Genomic DNA, 24904 nt, shown 5'->3' on the forward strand with positions numbered 1-24904 from the left:
ATTTTTTATGATTTTAAGGTAGATTTCTCTTCAGTTTTTTGAGCTTTTAATTCCTGGTCGTATTCATGTAGAACGTTGAAATCTTCGGTTTGTTCTATCGCGACCATTATTTTTGTTAAAATTGTTTGGGCATCATCATTGTCGTAATCAATATCCAAAGGCTTTTTGAACTCCATGGTTGGTTTCACACCGGTAACTTTTACCCGAAGTCCTTTCTTATCGAATGCACGTCGGAATCCATTGATTTTTATAGGAATTACGATGGGTCTTTGATTTTTCACGAGTTTGGCGGTCCCCTTTCTGCCCTGTGCAAATGCGGAGGTTGTTCCCTGCGGGAAAGTAATTACCCAGCCGTTATCCAGCGCTTTCATGATGTTTTCTACCTCGGTTAAATCCACCATTCTGTTTACGTTTGCACCTTCCGACCGCCAGGTTCTTTTTACGGTTACGGCTCCGGCAAGTTTAAAGATTTTAGTCATTAAACCTTTATTCATGGTTTCTTCCGCAGCCACGTAATAAAAATCAACTTTAGGATTCAGTAGATAAACAGGATTTTTTATCGTGTTCAGATAACCGTTGTTCACAGAGCAGAATGCGTGATACATGGCGGCTACATCAGCAAAATACGTCTGGTGATTAGAGACAAAAAGTACGTTGGAGTCGGGCAAATCAACCAGATTTTCGGTGCCGGAAATTTTCAGTTTGTTGAAGCCATTGAATCTTCTGTAAGAAACAATTCCTAAAATGAAAATGATTAATCTTTTCAGGAAATAAAGATTGCCAAATGCATCTGTGAAAATATTTTTCTTCGCCATTATCAATTTACATAGACCGCGAATTTACAAATTTTTCATCAAAGTGCTGAATTCACTTAAAATCATTGAAGTCGCACCCCAGATAATATATCCGTTGAAATTAATCACCGGAACTTCCACGCCTCTGCTGCTTGGTAAGGCCATCATTTCAGGCTGTTCGGTAAGTTCCAGTATCGAAGAAACAGGGAATTCTATTAATTCCACGGCTTCAGCTTCCTGAAGAATGAACTGTGGATTTTTTTTGGTATACGACACAAATGGTCTTACATAAAAGTTACTTGGCGGGATATAAATGGGCGACATTTCGCGGATAATCCTGATGTAATGTTCTTCGATTCCCATTTCTTCTGCGGTTTCACGTTTTGCAGTTTCTTCGAAACTACGGTCGGTTTCTTCTCTTTTTCCGCCAGGAAGAGAGATTTGTCCGCTGTGACGGTCGCGTTCGTTGGTACTCCTTACCATCAGAGGGAAATACCATTCGTTATTTTTAAGATAAAGTACAATGTTTACTGCCGCAAATTTTGGATTTCTGGCTATAATTTCATCGTAAGAAAAAAGCGGACGGTAAGGTGGCGAATAAATCATGTGCGCGTTTTCGCCCAACAGTTCTGCACTTTGAATTTTTTTGATAAGATCTCTCCCGAAAACTTCCATGTCACAAATTTAGGAAATTGAATACCGAAAGTGTTTTAAAAGAAAGTTAAAATTGATTTGAAACACTTTTCCTATTGCAGTTTTTAAGCTGATGTTTCTTGGTTTTTAAAATAAGTTAAACTTGTTTTTTGTTTTTCAATCTCAGCCTTAGTTTTACCAGTTCGTACCAAAGGACAGAGATTAAACCGATCAGGATGCAAAGTCCAAGGTCACTAGCTGAAAGTCTTTCGAATAAAAAGAATTCGGTGAATGTTGGTACGTAAAGTAAAAGCACCATTATGCCTGTAGTGATCGAAATAATCAGTAAAATGAGGTTGTTTCTGTAACCTAAAGTCGTGAAGATGGAGTAGTAAAATGACCTGTTTTGTAACGTTAAAAATATATTAGCAGCAACCAAAACAGTGAAAACCATCGTGCGTGTATGTGCTTCGTTAAAACCATTCTGTACTGCGTACTGATAGGTAAACAATGTTCCTGCGGAGATCGCGAGACCCTGAATGATGCTTGTAAGTAATTCCCGGCTGTTGAAGAAAGTTGTTTTGAAGGAGCGGGGCTTCTGCTGCATCGCGTTTTTCTCCATCGGTTCATTTTCAAAAACGATAGAGCAGGTGGGACCCATGATTAATTCTAAAAATATAACATGTGCCGGTGAGAAAATATTTGGATAAATCCAACCCAGAACAAGCGGAATGAAAACCGTAAGAATAATCGGTATATGGATCGAAATAATGTACTGAATCGCTTTTTTTAAGTTAGTGTAAATTTTCCGGCCCATGGCGACCGCATCTACCATTTTCGAGAGATCGTCTTCAATCAGGATCAAAGACGCGGCCTGTTTGGCAATTTCCGTACCTCTTTTTCCCATTGCGATGCCGATGTGAGCGGCTTTCAAGGCCGGTCCGTCATTCACACCGTCTCCGGTCATTGCTACAATTTGGTTTTTGGTCTTTAGAGCGTTAATGATACGAAGTTTTGCTTCCGGAAACATTCGTGTAAAAATATTGGTTTCCATTACGGTTTTCTGGAGATCAGCATCTGACACCTGCATGAGTTCATCACCACTCATGCTTTTCTCTGAACCTTTAAAATTAATTTGCTTGGCAATTGCTTGTGTTGTGGCAGCATTGTCGCCGGTAATTATTTTTACAGAAATGCCTGCCTGGTAAAAATCTTCCAAAACTTTACTGATATTTGCTTTCGGTGGATCATAAAAGCCGACGATTCCTAAAAATGTGAAAGGTAATTCCTGCTGATGTTTGGGGTAACTGTCACCTGCGAAATCGCTTTTTGCAACTCCCAAAACGCGGTAACCTTCTTTAGTTATGGTTTCAATGGCGTTGATGATTTTTTGTGTTTCTTCGTCAGACAGGTTGCAGACCTTAATTATTGCTTCAGGAGCTCCTTTGGCTGCAATCTTTTTTTCTCCGGCACTGTTGCTGAAAATATGTGTCATCATAGGCGGTTTTCCACCCAAAGGATATTCGTGAACCATTTTGAAATGCGGCCGTTCATCTTCGGCTCCTAAATTCCGGTAAGCTTCATGCAGCGCAGTTTCCATAGGATCAAAAGGAATCGGTTCGCTTGCCCACATCGCGAAGGTAATGAGTTCTTTTTCTTCGGTTGTTAAAGTTTTTCCAGGTTCTGAAATCTGTTGGGTTCCGTGTGCGAAAATTTTAGCTAAACTCATTCTGTTTTCGGTAATTGTGCCGGTTTTGTCGGTGCAGATTACGCTGGCGCTGCCTAGAGTTTCAACGGTTTTCATCTGTTTTACCACAATTTGCATCTTCATAAGCCGCCAGGCGCCAATCGCCATAAATGCGGTGAATGCCATCGGGATTTCTTCAGGCAGAATACTCATTGCTAAGGTTAAGGCTTTCAGCAAACTGTCGAGAATATCATGAGAAATAAAATAGTTGATTCCCCAAACCAATTGCAAGGCCGCTTTCTACCGTTGTACCTTTGTAAACAAAGTTGTCTTCTTTGCTTTTATCTTTAAAGACCGCAAACGATTCCCCGGTGAGAATTGATTCATTAACAGAAAAATCGTTCGAATGAACGATGGTTCCATCGGCTACAACCAATGTTCCTTCTTCAATAATCAGGTTGTCGCCAACAACCAGCTCTTCACTGTTGATCTCCACTATTTCTCCGTCGCGAATGACTTTGCAGTTAGGTTGTGTAAAATATTTAAGCTTTTCGAGCGCATTTCGGCTGCGGGAATCCTGGTAGAGCGAAATCAGCGAAATCACCACAATGGCCGAAACCATAAATATCGCGTCGCTCACCATACCGTTCACAAAATAGATTAGGGCTGCCACCAGAAGCAGAATAATCATGGGTTCTTTAACAAGGCTTATCAACGCATCTAAAAAAGTGTTTTCTTTTTATATTTTAAGGTATTGTCGCCAAATTTTTTGCGGGCGAGAAGTACTTCTTCAGCTGATAAACCTTGAATGTTAAAAGGATTTGCCGGCATAGTTCAGATTTTAAGCTGTGGGTTGTTAAACGAACTGTAATTTACGAAATTATCCGGATAAAATTTTAACACAATCCTTTTCGTAATAAAAAAACTCCCTACAGGAGGGAGTTGTAATTTGTAAATGCAAATTCTACGTAAAATCTGCTTTGTATTTTCGGTTTTAATTAGAATAGCTCATAAGCTCTTCTTTCTGGGAGTTGATAATTTTATATTCCAGATATTTAAAAGAATCGCGCGGAATAATAGTGACCCACTTTTTGTATTTCAGATACCATTTTGTCTGTATGCTGACCAAACCTTTGGTAAGATAGGCTTCAACAAAAGGATGTACATGAAGAAAAATCTTTCCTTTTTCTTTCTGAATGAGACCTTTTATTACTTCTTCCATTCGTTCAACCACAACAATGGGAGCAAGGATTTCGCCGTCGGCATTAGGGTTTTCTTCTTTGGTTTCGATGATGTTTTCCGGGCGGGTTCTTTGTCGCGTAAGCTGAATTAATCCGAATTTACTTGGAGGTAAAATTTTGTGACGGGCTTTGTCGCGGCTCATTTCCTTTTTCAGGTGTTCGTATAAATCCCGGCGGTGATCTGCGTTAATCATGTCGATGAAATCGATCACAATAATTCCTCCCATATCGCGTAGCCGTAACTGTCGCGCAATTTCGGTGGCGGCCATTTTGTTTACGGTCAGCGCATGTTCTTTGTTTCCGGCACTTCCCGAAGAAATGTTGTTTCCTGAATTTACATCTACCACGTGAAGCGCTTCCGTGTGTTCGATGACAAGGTAAGCACCTTTGGAACTTGGGATATTTACATGTTTGCCAAAGCTCTGTTTCAGCTGTTTTTCAACATTGTAATATTCCATCAGCGGAATGGGCTTATCGTAGAACTGAACAATATTTTTGCGTTCCGGAGCGATGACTTCAATATAGGCTTTCATGTCGTCAACCATCTGCTCGTCATCACAGATAATAGAAACGAAATCTGCATTGAAATTATCGCGCAGAATTGCTGAAGCTTTGTCTTCTTCGCTTAAAACCCGGCTTGGAACCTTGTTTTTCTGAAGGTTTTTGAAGGTGGTTTCCCATTTTTGAACCAGTTGGTTCATATCGTTATGCAGTTCAGCTACTTTTTTACCTTCGGCAACTGTGCGGATGATTACGCCAAAACCTTCGGGTTTAATGCTTTCAATTAAAGTCCTAAGTCGCTCTCTTTCTTCACCATTTGCAATTTTTTTTGAGATCGAAACGCTTTTATCGAAAGGGATTAAAACGAGAAATCGTCCTGTTAAGGAGATTTGGGTGGATATTCTGGGACCTTTGGTAGAAATGGGTTCTTTGGTAATCTGCAGAATTATGCTGTCGTCTTTTGCAAGTACTTTGTCAATCAGACCGTTTTTATTGATCTCGGGCTGAACTTCAAAGTTCTTGAGAGAAGAGTTCTGCTGTTTTTTTGAAACAGTGTCTTTCAGAAATTTTTTATAAGTGAGGAACTGCGGACCTAAATCCTGATAATGCAGAAATGCATCTTTTTCGTACCCGATGCTAACGAATGCGGCATTAAGGTTGGGCGCGAGTTTTTTTACTTTACCTATAAACAGATCGCCAACTACAAAGTCGCTTTTGTCTTCCTGTTCATGCAGCTCAAAAAGCCTTCCGTCTTCCAGAAGGGCGATTTTAGACCTTTCATCTTCATGTGATATAATAAGTTCTTTCTTCATTCTTGTATTGGGGAATTAAAAAGATTTAGACAAGGGAATTTACAGAAATTCCAGCGGATATTATCTAAAATTTTTAACTGTTTTTGGTACTTAAATAATGTTTACCGACTAAGAATGTGTATTTGTGGGGCGTATACCATGCTGAAGCCGGTATAACTAAATCCTTCAATCTGTAGGTTAAATTTTGGGACAAAACAAAAATATAGTCGGTGAAATTTTATAAATATAAAAACACCAACTATATTGTTATATTGTAAATCGCGAATAGATTATTTTTTCTTGTGTCTGTTCGCTCTTCTTCTTTTCTTTCTTTTGTGAGTTGCAACCTTGTGTCTCTTTCTTTTCTTTCCGCTTGGCATAATTTAAAAATTTTTAATTTGTAACTTATATATTCTCTCAGTTAATTATTTAATCGCTACTTTGGTTTTTACCTTCTCAACAAAAGTTTTAGATGGTTTAAACGCCGGGATATTGTGAGCCGGGATTTCGATTGCTGTATTTTTAGAAATGTTTCTTCCTGTTTTTGCTGCTCTTGTTTTAATAACAAATGAACCGAAACCTCTTAAATAAACATTGTCGCCATTATACATTGAAGTTCTGATCTCCTGCATGAATGCTTCTACAACTTTCTGAGTTTCATTCTTTTCAGTTCCCAATTTATTCGAGATGGTGCTCACCAATTCTGCCTTTGTCATTTCCTTTATTTATTTATATTTTTGGTGTGCAAATATAAGAACATTTTTTGAAAAGTAAAAAACAAAATGCTGATTTTCTTCACGTTGGTGAATTGCTCTTGGCATGGTACAAAATACACGGCAGGGACTTACCGTTCCGAAATACAAATGATCCCTACAAAATCTGGATCTGCGAAATAATTTTTCAGCAAACCAGAATCGAACAGGGTTTGAATCATTATAGCAGGTTTATCCATAGATTTCCGGATGTGCAGACTTTGGCTGAGGCCGAAAATGATGAGGTTTTATTATATTGGAAAGGACTCGGTTATTATTCCCGAGCGTTGAACCTTCACAAAGCAGCACTTCAGATCGTACGGGAATTCCAGGGTAAATTCCCGGAAAACTATAACAATATTTTGAGCTTGAAAGGAGTAGGGAAATACACTGCGGCAGCCATTTCAAGCATATGTTTCGGAACAAAGATCCCAGCGGTAGACGGTAATTTTTACCGCGTGTTATCCCGGGTTTTTGCTGATGATTTCGATATTTCAAAATCGAAAGCGTTTTTATACTTTTCTGAACTGGCCTTGAGGATGATGCCTGAAAACGAAGCGGGGCATTTTAACGAAGCGATGATGGATCTTGGTTCAGAAATCTGTAAACCAAAAAATCCGAAGTGCGAAATCTGTCCTTTAAATAAGGAATGTTTAGCCTTCAGTTTGGGAAAAGTTCACGAATTTCCTGTAAAGTCAAAGAAAACAAAACCCACAGATTTAGAGCTTACCTATCATTATGTGGAATTTAACGGTAGATTTCTCATTAAAAGAAGAGGCGATGATTTTATCTGGAAAAGACTTTACGAATTTCCTACAGAGGTTCCTGCCGAATTTAAAACAGAAATCGTTCATCATAAAACGGTTTTGCACAAGCTCACGCACAGAAATCTAACGGTGCAGATATACAAAGTGATTTTAAATTCGGAGGAAATATTTAAGAAATTCGCTGAGGAAAATGGTTTTATTATTACAGATTTGGAAGAATCTCACCAGAAATCTTTCCCAAAACCACTGGAAAATTATATGAAATGGATCGAAGATGAAATTTGAATTTAACATTTCACGTTTTATGAACTCTAATTACAAAGCAGTTAACCACTGTAACTGTTTAAATGGATTTAGGAATCTTTTAGAATTAAATGATTGATATGCAAAATAAAAAGAAGATTCCTAAATCCTTTTTCCTTAATAAATACTTATTTTTCCTTTAAAGAATTTCACTTTTTGGCAGCGAAATCTCTCTATAAAATTTCAAATCAAATTTGTACTTTTGCGCAATGTTTAAAAAACTCATTTTCACATTTTTAGGATTTTTTTTGTTTTCATGTGCTGAAGAAGCCCAGCCAAAACCTTCGGGCGAGCTCCGGTTAGAATATCCAAAGGCCAAGTACCAGAAATACGTTTCGCCGTGCGGTTTCAGTTTCGAATACTCGGATTTTGCTAAAATTGTAAATGCAAAAAACGACTGCTGGTACTATATTGAATATCCGGAAATGAAAGCCAAAGTCTTCGTCACTTATTTCCCTGTGAAAAATGATTTTGCACTTCATGTAAAAGAGTCTGAGAAGATGGTTTATGAACATACTATTAAGGCAAGCAGCATCGATACGAAATCTTTTACCTATCCGGAACGCAATGTTTTCGGGAATTTTTACGAACTCAGCGGTCCTACAGCTTCCAATCTTCAGTTTTTTGTTACAGATTCTACCAGGCATTACGTAACTGCAAACCTGTATTTCAACTCCAGGCCAAAACCCGATTCTCTGGCACCAGCTGTTGCTTATATAAAGAATGATTTACAGCATTTAATCGATACATTTGAATGGAAATAAGTTTCCCCGAGATAAATTAAAAACTTTAAACAAAATATAAATGAAACTATTAGTTGTTGGTTCTGTCGCTTTTGACGCTATTGAAACCCCTTTCGGGAAAACAGATAAAATTTTGGGAGGTGCGGCAACCTATATTGGCATTGCATCTTCTATCCTTAATGTTGAATCCGGTATCGTTTCCGTAATTGGTGGCGATTTTCCGCAGGCAGATTTAGACATGCTTACCGCAAGAGGAGTAAATATTGAAGGAATTGAAATCGTAAAAGAAGGAAAAACATTTTTCTGGAGCGGTAAATATCACAACGACTTAAACTCCAGAGATACTTTGGTCACTGAAGTGAATGTTTTGGAAAATTTCGACCCAAAAATTCCTGAATCTATGCAGGATGCAGAGATTTTGTTGTTGGGTAACCTTCACCCCGGCGTTCAGCTTTCAGTCCTTGAAAGAATGAAAAACCGCCCGAAGCTGGTTATTTTGGATACCATGAATTTCTGGATGGATTCTGCCTGGGATACGTTAATGCAGATGATTGCCAAAACCGATGTTATCACGATTAACGATGAAGAAGCAAGACAGCTTTCCGGTGAATATTCTTTGGTGAAAGCTGCGAAGAAAATTCATGATATGGGACCGGAGTTCGTTATTATTAAAAAAGGCGAACATGGTGCATTGCTATTCCACGACGGTAAAATATTTGCAATTCCTGCGCTTCCGCTGGAAGAAGTTTTCGATCCAACCGGAGCCGGAGATACTTTCGCAGGAGGTTTTGCGGCCTATCTTGCGAAAAAAGAAGATTTCAGTTTCGAAACCATGAAATCTGCCCTCATCGTAGGTTCTGCCATGGCTTCTTTCACTGTTGAAAAATTCGGTACCGAAAAACTACAGGAAGTAACCGAAAGTGAAATGATTGCCAGAATCAAGAATTTTAAAGATTTAACAACTTTTGAAGTTGAGGTTTGATTTCGAAAACTAATAACAATCACAATCATTTTTAAAATTAAAAAGAACATTTAAGTATGAAGAAAATATTTGCTTTCGCAATGTTGGCAGGATTGGGCAGTGCTATGTCAGCCCAGTACATGATTATCGGGAAAGACAGCATTTCACTGGCCGATTATAAAAAAGAATATCAGTATGGTTTACAGAACAGCGGGATCGAAAAAACCCTGCGTTCTACCGAAGATTTTATCCTGCTTCAGCAATTTGCAGCAGATAAAAAAGCAGATACCACTGCGTCTTTCCGCGAAAGAATGATGGAAAAAGAAGCCGATTTACGCGAGCAGTATTTCTATCCGAAGCAGGTCTTAGATCCTGTTTTAAATGATTTTATGAAGGACAGCCAGACCGAAAAGCAGGTTCAGATTTTTATGGTTGCAAAAACTGCCGGCGACAACAACAATTACCAGCAGATTTACAGCGATGTTAAGGCTGGAAAAATTACAATGGAAGATGCAATCTCCAAATATACCAAAGCTTCTCCTAAACCTATTTTTATAAAACCCGGAAGTGTAGATCATATTCTTTATAACCAACTAAAGACTTTACCAAACAACTCATTCACGGCACTTCAGGATTTGCCGGGATATATTGCGTTTGCAAAAGTTCTCAGTTCAAGACCAAGTCTCGGGTATGTGGTTTTTGGTACCATTTCTTTCCCGAAAGATGATAATTCCGAAACTGTTAAAACAAAGATTTACAACGATCTGAAAGCTGGCAAAAGCTTCCAGGAAGTAGCCAAACTTTACGGCGCAAACGATCACGAAAAAAATAATGGTGGAGTAGTGATGGGTTCTCCAACGCTTCCGGACGAAGTTTACGAACTCTTCAAAGGAAAAAAGGCAGGTTATTACACGCCGGAACCTTTGCTTTTCGGTGAAAATTATTTCGTGTTCAATATTTATAATATAGAACCTTACATTCTTACCGATAAGAACAGAGATTTTTTCCTGAGAGATATGAATGGTTCTCTTTACAACGAAAATCTTCAGGATAGAATGTTGGCTTATCTGAAATCTGACCCGACTTATAAAGAGTTTCCGGCATTTCAGAATGTAAAAAAATCCTACCAGGCTTTTAGTACTGCAAAAGACGATACGGTTCTTTACCAGTATAAAAAAGATAAAACAACGGTTGGGGATCTTAAAAAGCTGATTGGCGACAAAAAAGCTGATGCCGAAAAACTTACACCTGCTTTATGGTCAGAAGCACTTTCCGGAGTCAATGCTCAGGATGTGATGAGATTTTATTCCGCAGATTTCACCAACCAGAAACATATCAAAAAAGAACTCGATGAATTCCGCAAAGGACTTTATTCAGATTATATTTTTTCTAAATATCTGAACGAGGAAATCACAAAGCATCCCGAATGGCTTACCGATTACTACAACAAAAACAAATCGAAATACATGTGGGGCAACCGTGCCGATGGCCGTGTAGCAATCATTGCTGATGACAAACTCACCAAAGAAATCGAAAAAGACATTAAAAATCCAAAAAACTGGGAAACCCTGAAAGCAAAATTTTACGGAAAACTGAACGATAAAAAACAGATTCTTGTCAATTTTGAAAAAGGAGAAATGTCTGAAGATGCCGATGTTTTTACGAAATACAAAGTTCCTTTCAAAACCGGAGTGCACCAGACAAAAATGGAAGAAAGAACTTTAGTTATCGCAATCGACCAGATTTTACCGCCCACTCAAATGACCCAGGATGAAGCGGCAGAACTGTTAAAAGATGCAGTAAATGAAGAAAGACTGAAGGCTATTATTGCAGAGCAGAAAGCAAAAACCAATATTGTCATTCAGCCCGAATTCAGAAAGGATTTGGAAAAGAACTTTAAGAAATAATTATAATAAAAAATGCAGGTTATTTCGTTTAGAATGATAATTTTGCAAATCGTTAAAAAATGAATATGAACAAGAATATAAAATTTGCACTTCTATTGAGCTTTATTTTCGCCTTTTTCGGTGTTAAAATGAATGCACAGCTCAAAACCGGCGATTTGGTCGACGGCATTGCAGTGGTGGTAGGAGATGAAATTATTTTGGAATCAGATATTGAGGAGCAGGCAAACTATGCCAAGCAGCAGGGCGCAACCGTTGCCGATAAATGCGAGTTTGTTGAAAGCATCATCAATAACAAACTTCTGATTTACGAAGCCAAAAGAGATACCCTCATCGAAAACCGTTCTGCAGCAATTAAAGAAAATGCTGCCCAGAAATACAACCAGATTCTTGGCCAGTTTCCCGACGAGAAAACAATGCTTGCGGCCTATAAATTCCGTACGTCTTATGAAATGAAAAACGCCATCGAGAAAATTGATGCCGATAATTATTACGGACAGATGAAATTCGGGAGAATTACCGAAAAAGCCGATGTAACTCCAAACGAAGTAACCGATTTTTTCAATACCTACAGATACCAGCTTCCACAGGTGAATGATGAGGTGAGCTTATCCCAAATCGTCATGTATCCCAAACTTACCGACGCACATAAAAACGAAATTATCGCACGTCTGAATAAAATCAAACAGGATATTTTAGCTGGCGAATCTTTCGAAAGTCAGGCAAGGATTTATTCCGATGACCCGGGATCTGCTGCCAATGGCGGACTTTATACCAACATTGCAAAAGGCAAAATGGTGAAGCCTTTCGAGGCTGCGGCACTTAACCTTCAGGAAGGCGAACTTTCCGAACCTGTAGAATCTGAATTCGGCTATCACCTTATTCAGCTCGTGAAAAAGAGCGGAAAAATGTACGATGCACGCCATATCCTTCTCAAAGCCGAACCCAATGCCGATGAAATTGCAACCGCAAAAAAGGAACTCGACAGTATCAGAACCCTGATTCTCGATGGGAAACTTACCTTCAAAGAAGCGGCTTTCCGTTTTTCAGATGATAAAAGAACAAAATTCAACGCCGGAATTATCACTTCCGAAGACGGCTCCGATAAAATGGAGAAGCTCAACCTGCCGCCAACCATTTCTTACCAGATTGCTGGGCAGAACAAAGGTGATATTACCGAGGTCTTTCAGGATACCCAGGCACAGGACAGAAAAGTGGTGACCATCATTAAAATCGACGATGTAATTGCCGCACACCAGCTCGATATCGCTACAGATTACGACAGAATCAAGCAGATGGCACTCAACAAAAAGAAAAACGAGATGGTAGAAAAATGGGTGAAAGAAAAACTGCCCAACGTATTTATCTCCATCAACAACCGTTACAAAGACTGCACTTTCAAAACCGACTGGCGCAAAAATACCGACGGAAAATAAATTTAAGCTCTGCATTTTTGCAGAGTTTTTTGTTTCGGGAGCAATAGGTTTTTCGCTTCCTCCGAAAACTTTACCCGCTGTCCGCTGTATCTTTTCTTCCGCTTCGCTTCAGAAAAGGATGCCGCTTCCATCGGGGCTAGGATTTAGGGACGGATTTTCTTCCCACAGATTTCCGCCTTTCTCAGTATTTTTTTAAATTTACGCATGAGCAATTTTAACCATTTCGGGATCGCCGAAAAAATGTACCGCGAGGAGCAAAACAGAATCACAGAATTATTTCAAATAAAGTATCCCATCATCCAGGGTGGCATGATCTGGCATTCCGGTTGGCGTCTGGCTTCTGCGGTGTCTAATTCCGGCGGTTTGGGACTTATTGGGTCTGCAAGTATGTATCCCGATATTCTGCGCGAAAATATCCGCAAATGTAAAGCCGCGACCGATAAACCTTTTGGGGTAAATGTGGCATTGCTCTATCCAAATTTAGAAGAAATTATCAACATTATTCTGGAAGAAGGAGTGAAGATTGTTTTCACCTCCGCCGGAAATCCCAAAACCTACACCGAAACCCTCCAGACAGAAGGAATTAAAGTTGCCCACGTGGTTTCCTCGACCAAATTTGCTATGAAGTGCGAAGATGCAGGTGTGGATGCTATTGTTGCCGAAGGTTTCGAAGCGGGCGGCCACAACGGAAGAGACGAAACCACCACCATGGTGCTGATCCCGAATGTAAAACAGCATATTTCAAAACCCTTAATCGCAGCCGGCGGAATTGCCCTCGGTTCTCAGATGAAAGCCGCCATGATTCTCGGTGCCGATGGTGTGCAGATTGGTTCCCGGTTCGCCGCGACAGAAGAAGCCAGTGCACATACCGACTGGAAAACCAAAATAACCCAGCTCAGCGAAGGCGATACCCATTTAACGCTGAAAGAACTTGCTCCTGTGCGTTTGGTGAAGAATAAATTTTTCTATGACCTGGAAAAGCTTTACGAAACCGGCAGAAACGCCGAAGCATTAAAAGAAACGCTCGGCCGTGCCCGTGCAAAACGCGGCATGTTCGAAGGCGATCTGGAAGAAGGCGAACTCGAAATAGGGCAGGTTTCAGCGTTGATTAAAGAAATCCTGCCTGTAGAAAAGGTCTTCCAGAACTTGCTGAAAGAATTTAGACAGGCAGGCTATACAGATTTTTAGTCATCAGCTCAACCCCGTAATAACCCCGTTTTTGTCGATCGACATTCCTTCGGCAGCCGGAACATTTGGCAAGCCCGGCATCCTCATCATATCACCCAAAATCGGAATAATAAATCCGGCTCCCGCCGCAAATTCGAATTCCCTTACCGTGATTTTGAAATTGCTTGGGCGTCCGATTTTCGTTTCATCGTCGGTGAGGGATTTCTGCGTTTTCGCCATACACACCGGCAGTTTATCGAGGTTTAAATCGTAAATCGTTTTCAGCTGGTTTTTTGCTTTCTGCGAATACACCACATTGTCCGCACCGTACACTTCACGCGCTACGGTTTCAAGCTTATGTTCAACCGATTCGGTTACTTTATACAAAGGCTGAAAATCGTTTCCACATTCAAAAGCACATCGTGCCACTTCTGCTGCAAGTTCGGTCATGCCGGCACCGCCATGTAAAAACTCATCAGCAATAATGGCTTTTACACCCAATTTTTCGCATTCATCTTTTACAAACTGTATTTCCTCTTCAGCATCGTTTGCGAAATGATTGATGGCTACAATCGGTCTTAAACCGAATTTAAAGGCATTTTCAATATGTTTTTTCAGGTTGTCGATGCCGTTTTTCACAAACTGAAGGTTAGGTTTGTCGAATTCCCCTTTTTTCGTTGCGCCGCCATGATAACGAAGCGCGCGGATGGTAGCGACAAGAACAAAAGCGTCAGGTTTTAGTTTTCCGTAATGACATTTGATATGGAAGAATTTTTCAGCACCTAAATCTGCTCCGAAACCTGCCTCGGTAACGACAAAATCAGCCAGCGAAAGTCCGGTTTTGGTTGCAATAATCGTATTGGTTCCCTGCGCGATATTCGCAAACGGACCGCCGTGAAGAATCGCCGGATTGCCTTCCAGAGTTTGAACCAAATTAGGTTTTATGGCATCTCTCAGCAGAATCGCCATCGCGCCTTCCGCTTTTAAATCTCTGGCGTAAACAGGTTTTTTATCGAAGGTATAACCCACGAAAATATTACCCAGTCTTTCTCTTAAATCTTCGAAATCCTTCGCAATACAGAGAATCGCCATCACTTCAGACGCCGGAGTAATATTGAAACCTTCTTCCCGCGCAATTCCGTTGTTCGAGCCACCCAAACCGATTACAATCTGTCTCAGACTTCTGTCGTTCATATCCATTACACGCTTCCAGGTAATGGTTCGTGGGTCGATGTTCAGATTATGTTTTTTGTTCTGCAGATTATTGTCGATAAGTGCAGAAAGCAGGTTGTTGGCTTTTTCAATCGCCGCAAAGTCTCCGGTAAAATGCAGGTTGATATCCACCATCGGAATCACCTGCGCATAACCGCCGCCCGCCGCGCCGCCTTTCATCCCGAAAACCGGTCCCAGACTCGGTTCACGCAGAACCGCGATGGCTTTTTTACCGATTTTATTCAAACCATCAGAGAGGCCTACAGAAACGGTAGTTTTCCCTTCGCCCGCTGGAGTAGGGTTAATGGCGGTAACTAAAATAAGTTTTGCCTTCTTAATTTTTTCTTCATCGATGTATGATAAAGGGATTTTGGCTTTGTATTTTCCGTAGTATTCCAGATCATCGTGGTCGATTCCAATTTTCTCAGCGATATGCTTGATGTGCTGAATTTTGGCTTCGGATGCAATTTCTAAGTCGGTAGGGAAATTCATTTTTACTTAATTTAGGTACTCAAAATTAATCATAAGAATCTTCTCTGCTCAATTTTCCGTAATGCGATTCGTCAGTTTTACTGTTTTTGTCTTAAATTTTTGTGCGCGCAAAAAAAAATATCCAGCCTGTTAGTAAGCTGGATATTTTTTGTTGTTCAAAGCGACTAGTTTGTGGTCAGTGCTTTTGCCTGTTTTTTTCTGGCTTGTTTCTCTTCGTATTTTTTTACGACGTAACCTATTGCAATTGGCGCGACCCACATCAGGAGTCTTCTTAAAAGTGTTGGATTCATAATAATTATTTTTTATGAAATACCTGTTTCAAGAATTACGCCAAACATTTCTGCAGATTACTCCTTTTCCTCCAGCGCCTGGACCTCAAAAGCAATTCCGTCCCAGCCATATTGCATAAAGTTGCGGATGTTCTGGTGGTCGCTGCCCTCAGGATTTTTCAGCACATCAGTTCTGTAGAAATCCCCGAACAGCGCCAGCGTTTCCTCTTCGTTAAGGCCCTTCAGCTTTGCAAAACTGAAAACCTTGCACGAACCGTTATTTTCCCCCGCCTCATTCACCGTATTACCGTTCGTAAATCGGGTAGGCTTAAAGCTGTAATTTCCGTCGATAAAGGCAATAACTTCTTTAAAGTCTATGGTTTCCGGGGAGGTTTTGAGTTGGTCTAAGATCATGATAATTTTTTTTAAAATAATGTTTATTCATCAAAGTACATTCTACGTTATATTACGGCACTTATGATTAGTATTTATTACTTGATATAACTAAAATATTGTTTTAGATTGTAATATGATTTAATTAAAATTTAAATATTAAAAAGTTAAATTAAATTTGTTGAAAGTAATACATCTATGAAGAATTCTGCATCAGAGAAAAAGAAAAATTTAATTTTATTCGTACATGGCTTCACGGGTGGTATTGAAACATGGAATAGGGCTAGTGGTGAAAAAAGAATTCCAGATTTTCTGACCGAAGACTCATCGATATCTGATAAATTTGATTTTGAATATTTTGACTATTATACACAACTGACTGATAAAATTAAAAAACTAAGATGGGGCTTATCTTTTTTTACAAAGCAAAAGAAATTTAAAAAAAATATTTCTATTGAAGATATAAAAGATATTCTTTACTCTGATATTGATGTCAAGTTTAATGATTATGAGAATATAGTTATTATTGCACATAGCATGGGCGGATTGATAGCTAAGGCTGCAATTCTTAAACTTATTAGTGACAACAAAAATAAAATTTCCTTATTCATTTCTTTAGCGGTTCCCCATAATGGATCTAAACTAGCTGACATAGGTAAATTAATTTTAAATAACCCTAATGTTAAGGATTTAGCACCATTAAGCGAAATAATTGATAATGTCACTCGAAAGTGGATAAATACTGCAAACAGGTCATCTCTTCCAATGACGATTTATTTTCAAGGAAAAAATGATAACATTGTCCCTAATAATTCCTCCTCTGGTTATGATGCTAGAGAGAAAGGAAAAGACTTTGATATCGTATACACGGATGACGATCATTCAAGCATATTACAACCCGAAAATAAAAACTCAACCCTAATCATTTCGATAAAAAAGGCAATATTAGATACTTTTAAAAAAAAAGCAGTTAAGCAATCAGTTTCTACCGAAGATCTAAAAAGTGAGATAGAAAAAATTAGCACGAAACTAGAACTTAATGTACCTACTTTTGAAGAATTCATTATATCAAAAGATAGTACTCCTATATTATCATCACACAATTCCAAACGAGAAGCAACAGTAAGAAATATTTTAGAAGGCTGTGAAAAATGTTGGCTTGCAATTTATGGAATGTATGACACAGGAAAAACACAATTAGTTCTTCTAATAATTGATTACCTAAAGGTAGAACATATATGGATTAATTGTGCAACCATAAAATCTCATCTTTTTGTACAAAAAATATTGCAAACATTTGACTCAAAAGATGAGAAGGAACTACATCTAAAAATAATTGCCCTAAAATCAGAGAAGAATAAATTAATAATTTTAGATGATCTATTTGAATTTGGAACCAATGCTAAAGTTGATCAATTCTTTATTGACTTTGTCCATATTTGTTTCGAAAGCAACATAAAAATAATCTCCACTTCTAATTACAAGATTCATAATAATATTGCCTCAGTTCACTTTGATAATATTTGCGAAAAAGAAGTAGAACTATTAAATGAGTTGGAAACTCTGGAGATTATTGACTCCTATCCAAAAAGTAAAGATTTTGATTTTAAATCTCTCATTTATACCATAGCAAAAGGATATCCCATATATACTCAGATAATATGCAGATATTTAGAAACCAACAACTGGGTGGTAGAAGAAGATCAACTTTTAAAGTTTTTTAGAGGCGAAATATTCACAGATTTAACTAAGGATACTGTAAAAAAACTACTCAACAAAGTTCAAGACCACGAAACAAGAGAACTTTTGTATAGGCTTAACATAGTTCAGACAAAAATTTCGACTGCCGAAATAAGGATAGTCGCCGAATCTTCGCCCACAATTGCTCATCCACAGGAGAAAATTAATCTTATTGAGGGAACCTGGATACAACAATTAAATTATAGAGAATACTTAATATCCCCACTAATTAAGAGATTAGGAACAAATGATTTATCTGAAAGTACTGTGCTTGATATAAATTACAAACTTGGTAAATCAATTTTAAGTAAGGGAAAAATTAATCAAATTGATGCATGCAATATCATCATGTATTATCTTTCTGCCAAAAAGTTTGATGATGCAGGATTTATTTTAATGAGCTTTTTACAGTATATAAATACTAATTATAATTACTTTATTAATTGGCAATTCGATCTTTTTTGGTATAAAACTGCTTTACCATTAGAGATGTCTTTACAACTACGTCTTTTTATCAGAAGTCAGCATTTACTCTTAGAATCATATAGTCAAACAGAGGACGAAGTTCAAAAAAAATTTTTAAGAGATGATTTAGAAGTTTTAGTGAATAATGCTATTAAAGAAAATACAGATGTTTATTTTCCCTCATTAATATTGTCCTACAGCTATTTAAAGGAGAATGGAAAAAAAGCACTAAAATATTATTCATATTATTTAAATAGCCACACATACAACAACATACCGAATGAATTATTGCAATCCCTCCCAGAAGATTTTGACAAGAGCAATGAGGTTATGATATGGTTGTTATTAATGGATATTTATGACCTCGATTCCTTGGATGATTGGTTTAAAAGCATTACAAAATTATCTATACCTATTGATAATTTTGAAAGAGAACAAGTTGATTTACTATCAGAAAGGTTATATGCTAATTTTATTTCGGTCGAAGAAAAAAAACCAAAACAAAATTGGGAAGAGTTAATAAAAACTTTGACGATTATTTTCGAAAAAAGTGATCAACTTCATCTGGAAATACTTAAGTCATATGCTATTAAATACCAGATAAGAATTCTATCTGAGAAGCTACATAACATCGAAAGAGCTGAAAGTTTATATAACGAATACAAATCCTATTTTACAGAGGATATTGCGGTTTATTTGATGGTTGATGAACTAGGAAGACAGTTTTTCTATAAAGGTAACAATCATAAAGCCCTTGAATATTTATTATCTATAGAAAGCATTGAAGTTCCACGTTACAATATCACTTACATTGATACGTATATGACTCTATCAAAATTGCATGGCCAAGACGATAGTAAGAAGGCGTTAGAATATGCCAAACAAGCTTACTATTTTGCAAAAAATAATGTATATGTTAGTGAATTATGGTACTTGAAGATTGTGGGTGAATACGCAATCTCATTATATTTGGATAATCAAATAAGTGCCTCACTGATAGCATTATCAGAAGGCTATGAAAAGTTACTTAATACATTTGAAGATAATAATTCTTACAAAAATGTACAATTAAGGTATGGGAATATAATCTCATATATTTATCAACATTTTCGCTATAATGAAAAATTAGAAAAATCTGACACGCACACTGAGCCATATCGAGGGTTTTTTGAAAATTCAAAAGATATTTCAGAGTTATATTTCGACGAAAAACTAGTTATTATAATTGCTAACCTCATTTGGTTTTACGAGGAAATCCATAATAAAGAACGGGCATGCTATTGGGCAGATTTAGTTTTTTCTTTAGAAAAAAAAATAAAAATCACCCACTTCAAAATGATCTTTAGTAGCTTGATTGGATATAAAATTATTAAAGATGAATATGAAGATGCTGTGCAGCAGCAGATCGAAATCTATGAAAATAATGTCGCCCAGTCGCAAAAGGAGGAAATTAAGGAATTGCAGAAGTATGTAAATGGGTCTTCATTAAGTTTCACAGTTAATTTATTAGCATTTAATTCAATCTATATACGTTTGCTATATAGAGTTCTAAGAGATGAAATAAAAATTGACGAGGCTAACTTGATATTTAAGGATCTGTTTTCAAAATTTGAACAAATTCTTAATAGTGATATCTTAATAAAAAATGTATTTGAAATTATTGATAATTTCCCATCAAACCTTGCTGAATCGAAAAATCTGATTGCAAAAATCTCTGCTCTTGACGTAGATGAATTAAACGATGTTCATTTTCTAGGTTATATGGCATGTTCGATAACCATGCCCGCAAAACAGGCTATCGAATGTCATTTTGCTATAAAAGATCTCTTCCCCGTCTTTTCTGGAAGTGTTATGTTGTACATCATGATGCCTTTCTTTATAGAATATTGGAAATTGAAAATTGATGAGGAACCGGACAGATTTCACAACGTTAAAAAATTAAAGGAAAATATAGATAAGGTAACTGAACTGAAAAACCAGTTTCAAATAAAAGCATTATTTGCATTAATTTCAGAAAGTTTACGATACAGTTTATCAGAAAATGATAAATCCTGGCTCCAAGATTATTATTACGAATACGAGTAGAAAAATAATTTCTTCTTGAAAGCTAAATTATCCCCCCCCCCCCCCCCCCTGCGCAAAGTCCCCCGACTTTGAGCCTACTAAAAAAAAACGGCCTTTATTAATCACAACTCCGAAGCCCCCAGCTTCGGAGGTTTCTTTTTCCCTCCAAAACAAAAATCCCAACTTTAGGTGTTTTCACCCGTGTGCGGTCACAGATTTTCAAATATATTTGATTCTCAACAACCTAAAAAACTTAAACTATGGCATCACAATCAGAAGTAGGGCACGCGCGTAATGTCGCGAACCTCCGGAAACTCATCCAGCAGATCACGGCGTACACCCTCTACAATCCGCCCGTACCCAACACCATTCACCACATTCCCTGGACTCATAAAAAAAAACCACCTCAATCGAGGTGGTTTCATTATTATAAATCTCTAAGATTAGAATCCTTCCGGCTTCACATCTTCAGTGTTTTCGCCTTCGTTCAGTGGCTTAAAAGTGTCTTCGCCGGCAGGTCTCTCGTTTTGTCGGCCACTATGCTGTGGTCTGTCGTTACCGCCTCGGTTATTACCGCCCGGTCTTCTGTCGCCACCGTCTCTTCTGTCGTTTCTTGGGCCACGGTTTTCGCGGTTTTCGCGATTGTCACCTTCACCTTCTTTACGTTCCGGTCTCGGAGGTCTTGGTAAAAGCACTTTTCTTGAAAGTTTCATTTTCTTACGGTCATCATAACCCATGAATTTCACTTCCACTTCATCACCTTCGCTGTAAGGAACTTTATCTAATCTGCTCCATTCGATTTCTGAGATGTGAAGAAGACCTTCAGTACCTTTGGCAATTGCTACAAACGCACCGAAATCCATAACTTTCACTACTTTACCGTTATAAACTTCACCAACTGTTGGTACGAAAGTAATTTCGTTGATCGCAGCGATGGTCGCATTGATATTCTCTCTGCTAACGCCGGAGATTTCAATTCTACCGATCTCACCGATTTCTTCAATCGCAATAACCGTATCGAAATCTTTCTGCATCTGCTGGATAATTTTCCCACCAGGCCCGATAACCGCACCGATAAACTCTTTTGGAATCTCAAGAACTTCCATTTTCGGAGCGTGTGGCTTCACATCAGCTCTTGGTTTGTCGATGGTTTTCAACATTTCTCCAAGGATATGTAGACGTCCTTCTCTTGCCTGTCTCAAAGCAGTTTCCATGATGTCCATAGAAAGTCCCTGGATTTTGATATCCATCTGACAAGCCGTGATTCCGTCTGCAGTTCCGGTTACTTTAAAGTCCATATCACCTAAGTGATCTTCATCACCTAAGATATCTGAAAGTACGGTAAACTTACCTGATTCAGGATCAGTTACCAATCCCATGGCAATACCCGAAACCGGTTTTGTAATCTGTACACCTGCGTCCATCAAAGCTAAAGTTCCGGCGCAAACGGTTGCCATTGAAGATGAACCGTTAGATTCCAGAATATCAGAAACGATACGGATCGTATAAGGATTCTCGTTCGGGATAATGTTCTGTAATGCACGCTGTGCAAGGTTTCCGTGGCCTACTTCTCTTCTTGAAGTTCCTCTTAAAGGTCTTGCTTCACCGGTAGAGAACGGCGGGAAGTTGTAGTGAAGGAAGAATTTCTCGTCGTAATTAATAGCAACCGAATCTACCATGTTAGCGTCTTTTACAGAACCTAAAGTTACTGCTGTTAAAGACTGGGTTTCACCTCTTGTGAAGATTGAGGACCCGTGCGCTCCTGGCAAATAATCAACTTCTGACCAAATCGGACGGATGGTTTCCGGTGTACGGCCATCGAGACGGATTTTGTCGTTAAGGATCATCTGTCTCATCGCTTCTTTTTCCACATCGTGGAAGTATACTTTAGCGAAAGGCTTCACTGTTTCCAGTTCTTCTTCAGAATACTGTGCTAAGAATTCATCTAAAACAGCTTTGAAGTTTTCACCTCTTTCTTCTTTTGCAGAAGGGGTTTTTGCAACCTGATATACTTTATCGAAAGTTTCTTTCCACACTTTAGCACGAATTTCTTCGTCGTGAGTCTCGTGGCTGTATTCTCTTTTAGGGAAAGCTTTTCCTACTCTCTCAGCAAGTCTTTCCTGTGCTGCAACCTGAACTTTAATTTCTTCATGCGCAAATTTGATTGCTTCGATCATTTCCTGCTCAGAAATTTCGTCCATAATACCTTCTACCATAACGATAGAATCTTTGGTTGCACCTACCATAATATCCAGATCAGCTTTTGCAAGATCTACCATACTTGGGTTTACCGAAAGTTCGCCATCAATTCTTACCACTCTTACTTCCGACATTGGTCCGTTGAAAGGGATATCGGTTATGGCAATTGCTGCAGAAGCGGCTAAACCTGCAAGGGCTTCCGGCATTACTTCTTTATCGTAAGAAATCAATGAAATCATTACCTGTACCTCTGCATGGAAATCTTCCGGGAAAAGCGGACGCAAAACGCGGTCTACCAGTCTCATCGTTAAGATTTCTTCATCAGATGGTCTTGCTTCTCTTCGGAAAAAGTTTCCTGGGATTTTACCTCCTGAATAGAATTTTTCTCTGTAATCTACCGTTAACGGAAGAAAATCTACGCCCGGGCTTGCTTCTTTGTTGGCAACAACGGTTGCTAAAAGCATGGTGCCGCCCATTCTTACTACTACGGATCCGTTGGCCTGTTTTGCCAGTTTCCCCGTTTCGATGGTGATTTCTCTACCATCTTTTAATTGAATTGTTTCAATAATTGCTTGTGGAGCATTCATAAAATTTGTTCGTCTTTGGCACTCCGTATTGAGTGCGGTTAATATTTAATCGTTTTAAATTATCGGAGGCAAAGATAGTTAAAATCACTGAAAATCTTAGATGTTAAACCGTTTTAATGAAGACTAATGCATTAAGGGTGCGTGCCGGTAAAATAAATTTCCGGTAGATAAGAAAACGATAAACCTGAAAATTATATTAAAACAGAAGTCTTCTTTTTTACTTCTTACCAGAGTTTCACCGTTATAGAAAGCATTGATTTCGTTATGAGGACTGCACTATTCTTTTTTACTGCGTTTTTTTGCAGGATGTTTGGTCACAGATTGAAATATACCCGCAGATTTCTTTATACTCGTATCAGTAAAGTTGCCTTTGACAAATAATTTTGAGCAGCGGAAATTATATTTTTTCTCAGAAGAGCTGTCTCCGGTGGCATAATATTGGAATTTAACCCGGAAATCATTAAAAAAATATTATTATGGGAATTTTATGGACGCTTATTATAGGCGCAATCGCAGGCTGGCTGGGCTCACAGATCTTTAAAGGAGGAAGCCTTGGCCTTATCGGAAACATTATTGTAGGGATCATTGGTGGTGTAATAGGATATTACCTTTTGGGCACCACTTTCGGAACTGCAGTTATAGGTCAAATTTTAACCGGAGCTGTGGGATCTATTATCTTACTAGCGGTGATTAATCTTTTTTCCGGCAGAAGGGTATAATGAATTATACACTTTTAAGCATAAAAAAGCAACTCAATTGAGTTGCTTTAATTTTTCTCGGAAAAATGATTATTTTCTTAAACCAAGTTCTGCGATAATCGCTCTGTATCGGTTAATATCTTTCTTCTTAAGATAATCCAAAAGCGCTTTTCTTTTACCTACCAACGCTACCAAAGAACGCTCCGTGTTGAAATCGTGACGGTTTGCTTTAAGGTGTTGAGATAAGTGATTGATTCTGTAAGTGAAAAGGGCAACTTGTCCTTCAGCGCTTCCTGTGTCTGCATCAGACTTTCCGTGTTTTGCGAAGATTTCTTTCTTCTTTTCTGTTGTTAAGTACATTCCAATATTATTTTAATGATTATTATGTAACGGGTGCAAAAGTACAATAATTTTCTTTTCCACGAAAATATTATTGCATTAATGAGGGTAAAGACTTAGATATAAATGTTAAAAAAATCTTAATTTTCTTATTGCAATTCCGTTAAATGGCAGTATTTTTGTAAACACAAAATCATGATGAATCATCTTTACCTGTTTGCTTTAGGCACTTTTTTGTTTTTTACTGGCTGCCAGTCACTTCCGGCTCAAAATATTACTGCTGCAAAAGATTTGAAGAACCAGAATATCATCTATTTCAATCCTGAAGTTTTTCCCGATATTGATGAAATTAAAGAGCCCACTTACACCGCTTTTTATGCTGCTGTTTCCGAAAAAACGCAGTATTTCCGCAATTATAATATGTTGCGGGTAGATTCATACATGCCTTACGATGCGGTGGATGTTGATTCAGTTGTTGAGTATTGCAAAAATAACAATGCGCAACTCGCGGTGATTCCGAAAGTTAAGTATTTTAAAGTAGGAGTAGGGAAGTATGTTTTCTCGAATCAGGTGATCATCAGTATGAAATTATACGATTCTCTCGGCAATTTCCTGGCAGAAACCAATTACGACACCTACCGCAAAAATGCCAGAATTTTGGGCTCGGCAGAAAATTCAATTAAAATTGGCGCCACCGGTGCAATGACGAATCTTGGGAAGAACCTGCGTAAATCCAAAACATATTCAATTTCTGGGGCGAACTGAT

21 protein-coding genes are annotated in these 24904 nt (G+C 38.3%); 9 read left to right on the forward strand and 12 right to left on the reverse strand.

Going from position 1 to position 24904, the window contains the following annotated elements; genetic code table 11:
* Positions 1–5: 5 nt before the first annotated feature.
* From OK344_RS01805 to OK344_RS01835, 7 genes are all read right to left on the reverse strand, one after another.
* Entirely contained in the window at positions 6–815 is an 810-nt protein-coding gene (locus OK344_RS01805; protein ID WP_265143176.1) for a lysophospholipid acyltransferase family protein, read from the reverse strand.
* 24 nt (positions 816–839) lie between these two features.
* Positions 840–1469: an NUDIX hydrolase gene (locus tag OK344_RS01810; protein ID WP_088467855.1), complete on the reverse strand. Its 630-nt coding sequence runs from the start codon at positions 1467–1469 to the stop codon at positions 840–842.
* A 115-nt stretch (positions 1470–1584) separates the two neighbouring features.
* Positions 1585–3399, reverse strand: a complete 1815-nt coding sequence (locus tag OK344_RS01815) for a cation-translocating P-type ATPase (RefSeq protein WP_306400404.1) — start codon at positions 3397–3399, stop codon at positions 1585–1587.
* Positions 3365–3805, reverse strand: coding sequence for a P-type ATPase actuator domain-containing protein (locus tag OK344_RS01820; protein WP_306400405.1), 441 nt, complete (start codon positions 3803–3805; stop codon positions 3365–3367). The genes OK344_RS01815 and OK344_RS01820 overlap by 35 nt, the downstream gene beginning before the upstream one ends.
* Positions 3806–3834: 29 nt before the next feature.
* On the reverse strand, positions 3835–3945 hold the full coding sequence (locus OK344_RS01825) for a cation-transporting P-type ATPase (protein ID WP_306400406.1): 111 nt from the start codon (positions 3943–3945) through the stop codon (positions 3835–3837).
* Positions 3946–4108: 163 nt separating this feature from the next.
* Positions 4109–5668 (reverse strand): Rne/Rng family ribonuclease, encoded by a 1560-nt coding sequence (locus OK344_RS01830; RefSeq protein ID WP_265143177.1) that lies wholly within the window; start codon positions 5666–5668, stop codon positions 4109–4111.
* Positions 5669–6072: 404 nt separating this feature from the next.
* Complete coding sequence (locus OK344_RS01835) at positions 6073–6363, reverse strand: HU family DNA-binding protein (RefSeq protein WP_088467852.1); 291 nt, start codon at positions 6361–6363, stop codon at positions 6073–6075.
* Between the two features lie 47 nt (positions 6364–6410).
* On the opposite strand from OK344_RS01835, the gene mutY reads away from it, so the two are divergent.
* The 6 genes from mutY (at position 6411) to OK344_RS01865 (ending at position 13701) form a co-directional block, all read left to right on the forward strand.
* Positions 6411–7451 carry an A/G-specific adenine glycosylase gene (mutY, locus tag OK344_RS01840; protein ID WP_265143178.1) on the forward strand — a complete coding sequence of 347 codons (1041 nt, stop codon included), beginning with the start codon at positions 6411–6413 and terminating at the stop codon, positions 7449–7451.
* Between the two features lie 227 nt (positions 7452–7678).
* The gene (gene gldD / locus OK344_RS01845) at positions 7679–8233 is read left to right on the forward strand and encodes a gliding motility lipoprotein GldD (RefSeq protein ID WP_088467850.1); all 555 of its coding nucleotides are present in this window, start codon (positions 7679–7681) and stop codon (positions 8231–8233) included.
* A 40-nt stretch (positions 8234–8273) separates the two neighbouring features.
* The gene (locus OK344_RS01850) at positions 8274–9194 is read left to right on the forward strand and encodes a PfkB family carbohydrate kinase (RefSeq protein WP_265143179.1); all 921 of its coding nucleotides are present in this window, start codon (positions 8274–8276) and stop codon (positions 9192–9194) included.
* Between the two features lie 56 nt (positions 9195–9250).
* Positions 9251–11080, forward strand: a complete 1830-nt coding sequence (locus OK344_RS01855; protein ID WP_265143180.1) for a peptidylprolyl isomerase — start codon at positions 9251–9253, stop codon at positions 11078–11080.
* A gap of 65 nt (positions 11081–11145) precedes the next feature.
* The gene (locus OK344_RS01860; protein WP_407936693.1) at positions 11146–12513 is read left to right on the forward strand and encodes a peptidylprolyl isomerase; all 1368 of its coding nucleotides are present in this window, start codon (positions 11146–11148) and stop codon (positions 12511–12513) included.
* A 204-nt stretch (positions 12514–12717) separates the two neighbouring features.
* On the forward strand, positions 12718–13701 hold the full coding sequence (locus OK344_RS01865; protein WP_265143181.1) for an NAD(P)H-dependent flavin oxidoreductase: 984 nt from the start codon (positions 12718–12720) through the stop codon (positions 13699–13701).
* A gap of 3 nt (positions 13702–13704) precedes the next feature.
* Here the strand turns inward: OK344_RS01865 and OK344_RS01870 are convergent, their stop codons facing one another.
* The 3 genes from OK344_RS01870 to OK344_RS01880 form a co-directional block, all read right to left on the reverse strand.
* Positions 13705–15384, reverse strand: a complete 1680-nt coding sequence (locus OK344_RS01870) for a formate--tetrahydrofolate ligase (RefSeq protein WP_265143182.1) — start codon at positions 15382–15384, stop codon at positions 13705–13707.
* A gap of 164 nt (positions 15385–15548) precedes the next feature.
* Positions 15549–15674: a hypothetical protein gene (locus tag OK344_RS01875; protein ID WP_262484627.1), complete on the reverse strand. Its 126-nt coding sequence runs from the start codon at positions 15672–15674 to the stop codon at positions 15549–15551.
* Positions 15675–15731: 57 nt separating this feature from the next.
* Positions 15732–16067: a HopJ type III effector protein gene (locus OK344_RS01880; protein WP_265143183.1), complete on the reverse strand. Its 336-nt coding sequence runs from the start codon at positions 16065–16067 to the stop codon at positions 15732–15734.
* A 177-nt stretch (positions 16068–16244) separates the two neighbouring features.
* Here OK344_RS01880 and OK344_RS01885 point away from each other — a divergent pair, with 177 nt between their 5' ends.
* On the forward strand, positions 16245–20336 hold the full coding sequence (locus OK344_RS01885; RefSeq protein ID WP_265143184.1) for a PGAP1-like alpha/beta domain-containing protein: 4092 nt from the start codon (positions 16245–16247) through the stop codon (positions 20334–20336).
* Between the two features lie 422 nt (positions 20337–20758).
* On the opposite strand, the gene OK344_RS01890 is transcribed toward OK344_RS01885, so the two are convergent.
* The gene (locus OK344_RS01890) at positions 20759–23101 is read right to left on the reverse strand and encodes a polyribonucleotide nucleotidyltransferase (protein WP_265143185.1); all 2343 of its coding nucleotides are present in this window, start codon (positions 23099–23101) and stop codon (positions 20759–20761) included.
* 476 nt (positions 23102–23577) lie between these two features.
* Between OK344_RS01890 and OK344_RS01895 the strand changes: the two genes are divergently transcribed.
* A complete protein-coding gene (locus tag OK344_RS01895; protein WP_088467841.1) occupies positions 23578–23820 on the forward strand; it encodes a GlsB/YeaQ/YmgE family stress response membrane protein in 243 nt (80 codons plus the stop codon).
* Positions 23821–23889: 69 nt separating this feature from the next.
* Here OK344_RS01895 and rpsO read toward each other — a convergent pair whose 3' ends face one another.
* Positions 23890–24159 (reverse strand): 30S ribosomal protein S15, encoded by a 270-nt coding sequence (rpsO, locus tag OK344_RS01900; protein ID WP_088467840.1) that lies wholly within the window; start codon positions 24157–24159, stop codon positions 23890–23892.
* Positions 24160–24333: 174 nt separating this feature from the next.
* On the opposite strand from rpsO, the gene OK344_RS01905 reads away from it, so the two are divergent.
* Positions 24334–24903: a pyruvate decarboxylase gene (locus OK344_RS01905; RefSeq protein WP_265143186.1), complete on the forward strand. Its 570-nt coding sequence runs from the start codon at positions 24334–24336 to the stop codon at positions 24901–24903.
* Position 24904: the final 1 nt, after the last annotated feature.

This window comes from Kaistella yananensis (assembly GCF_026107505.2).
Classification (GTDB): Bacteria; Bacteroidota; Bacteroidia; order Flavobacteriales; family Weeksellaceae; genus Kaistella; species Kaistella yananensis.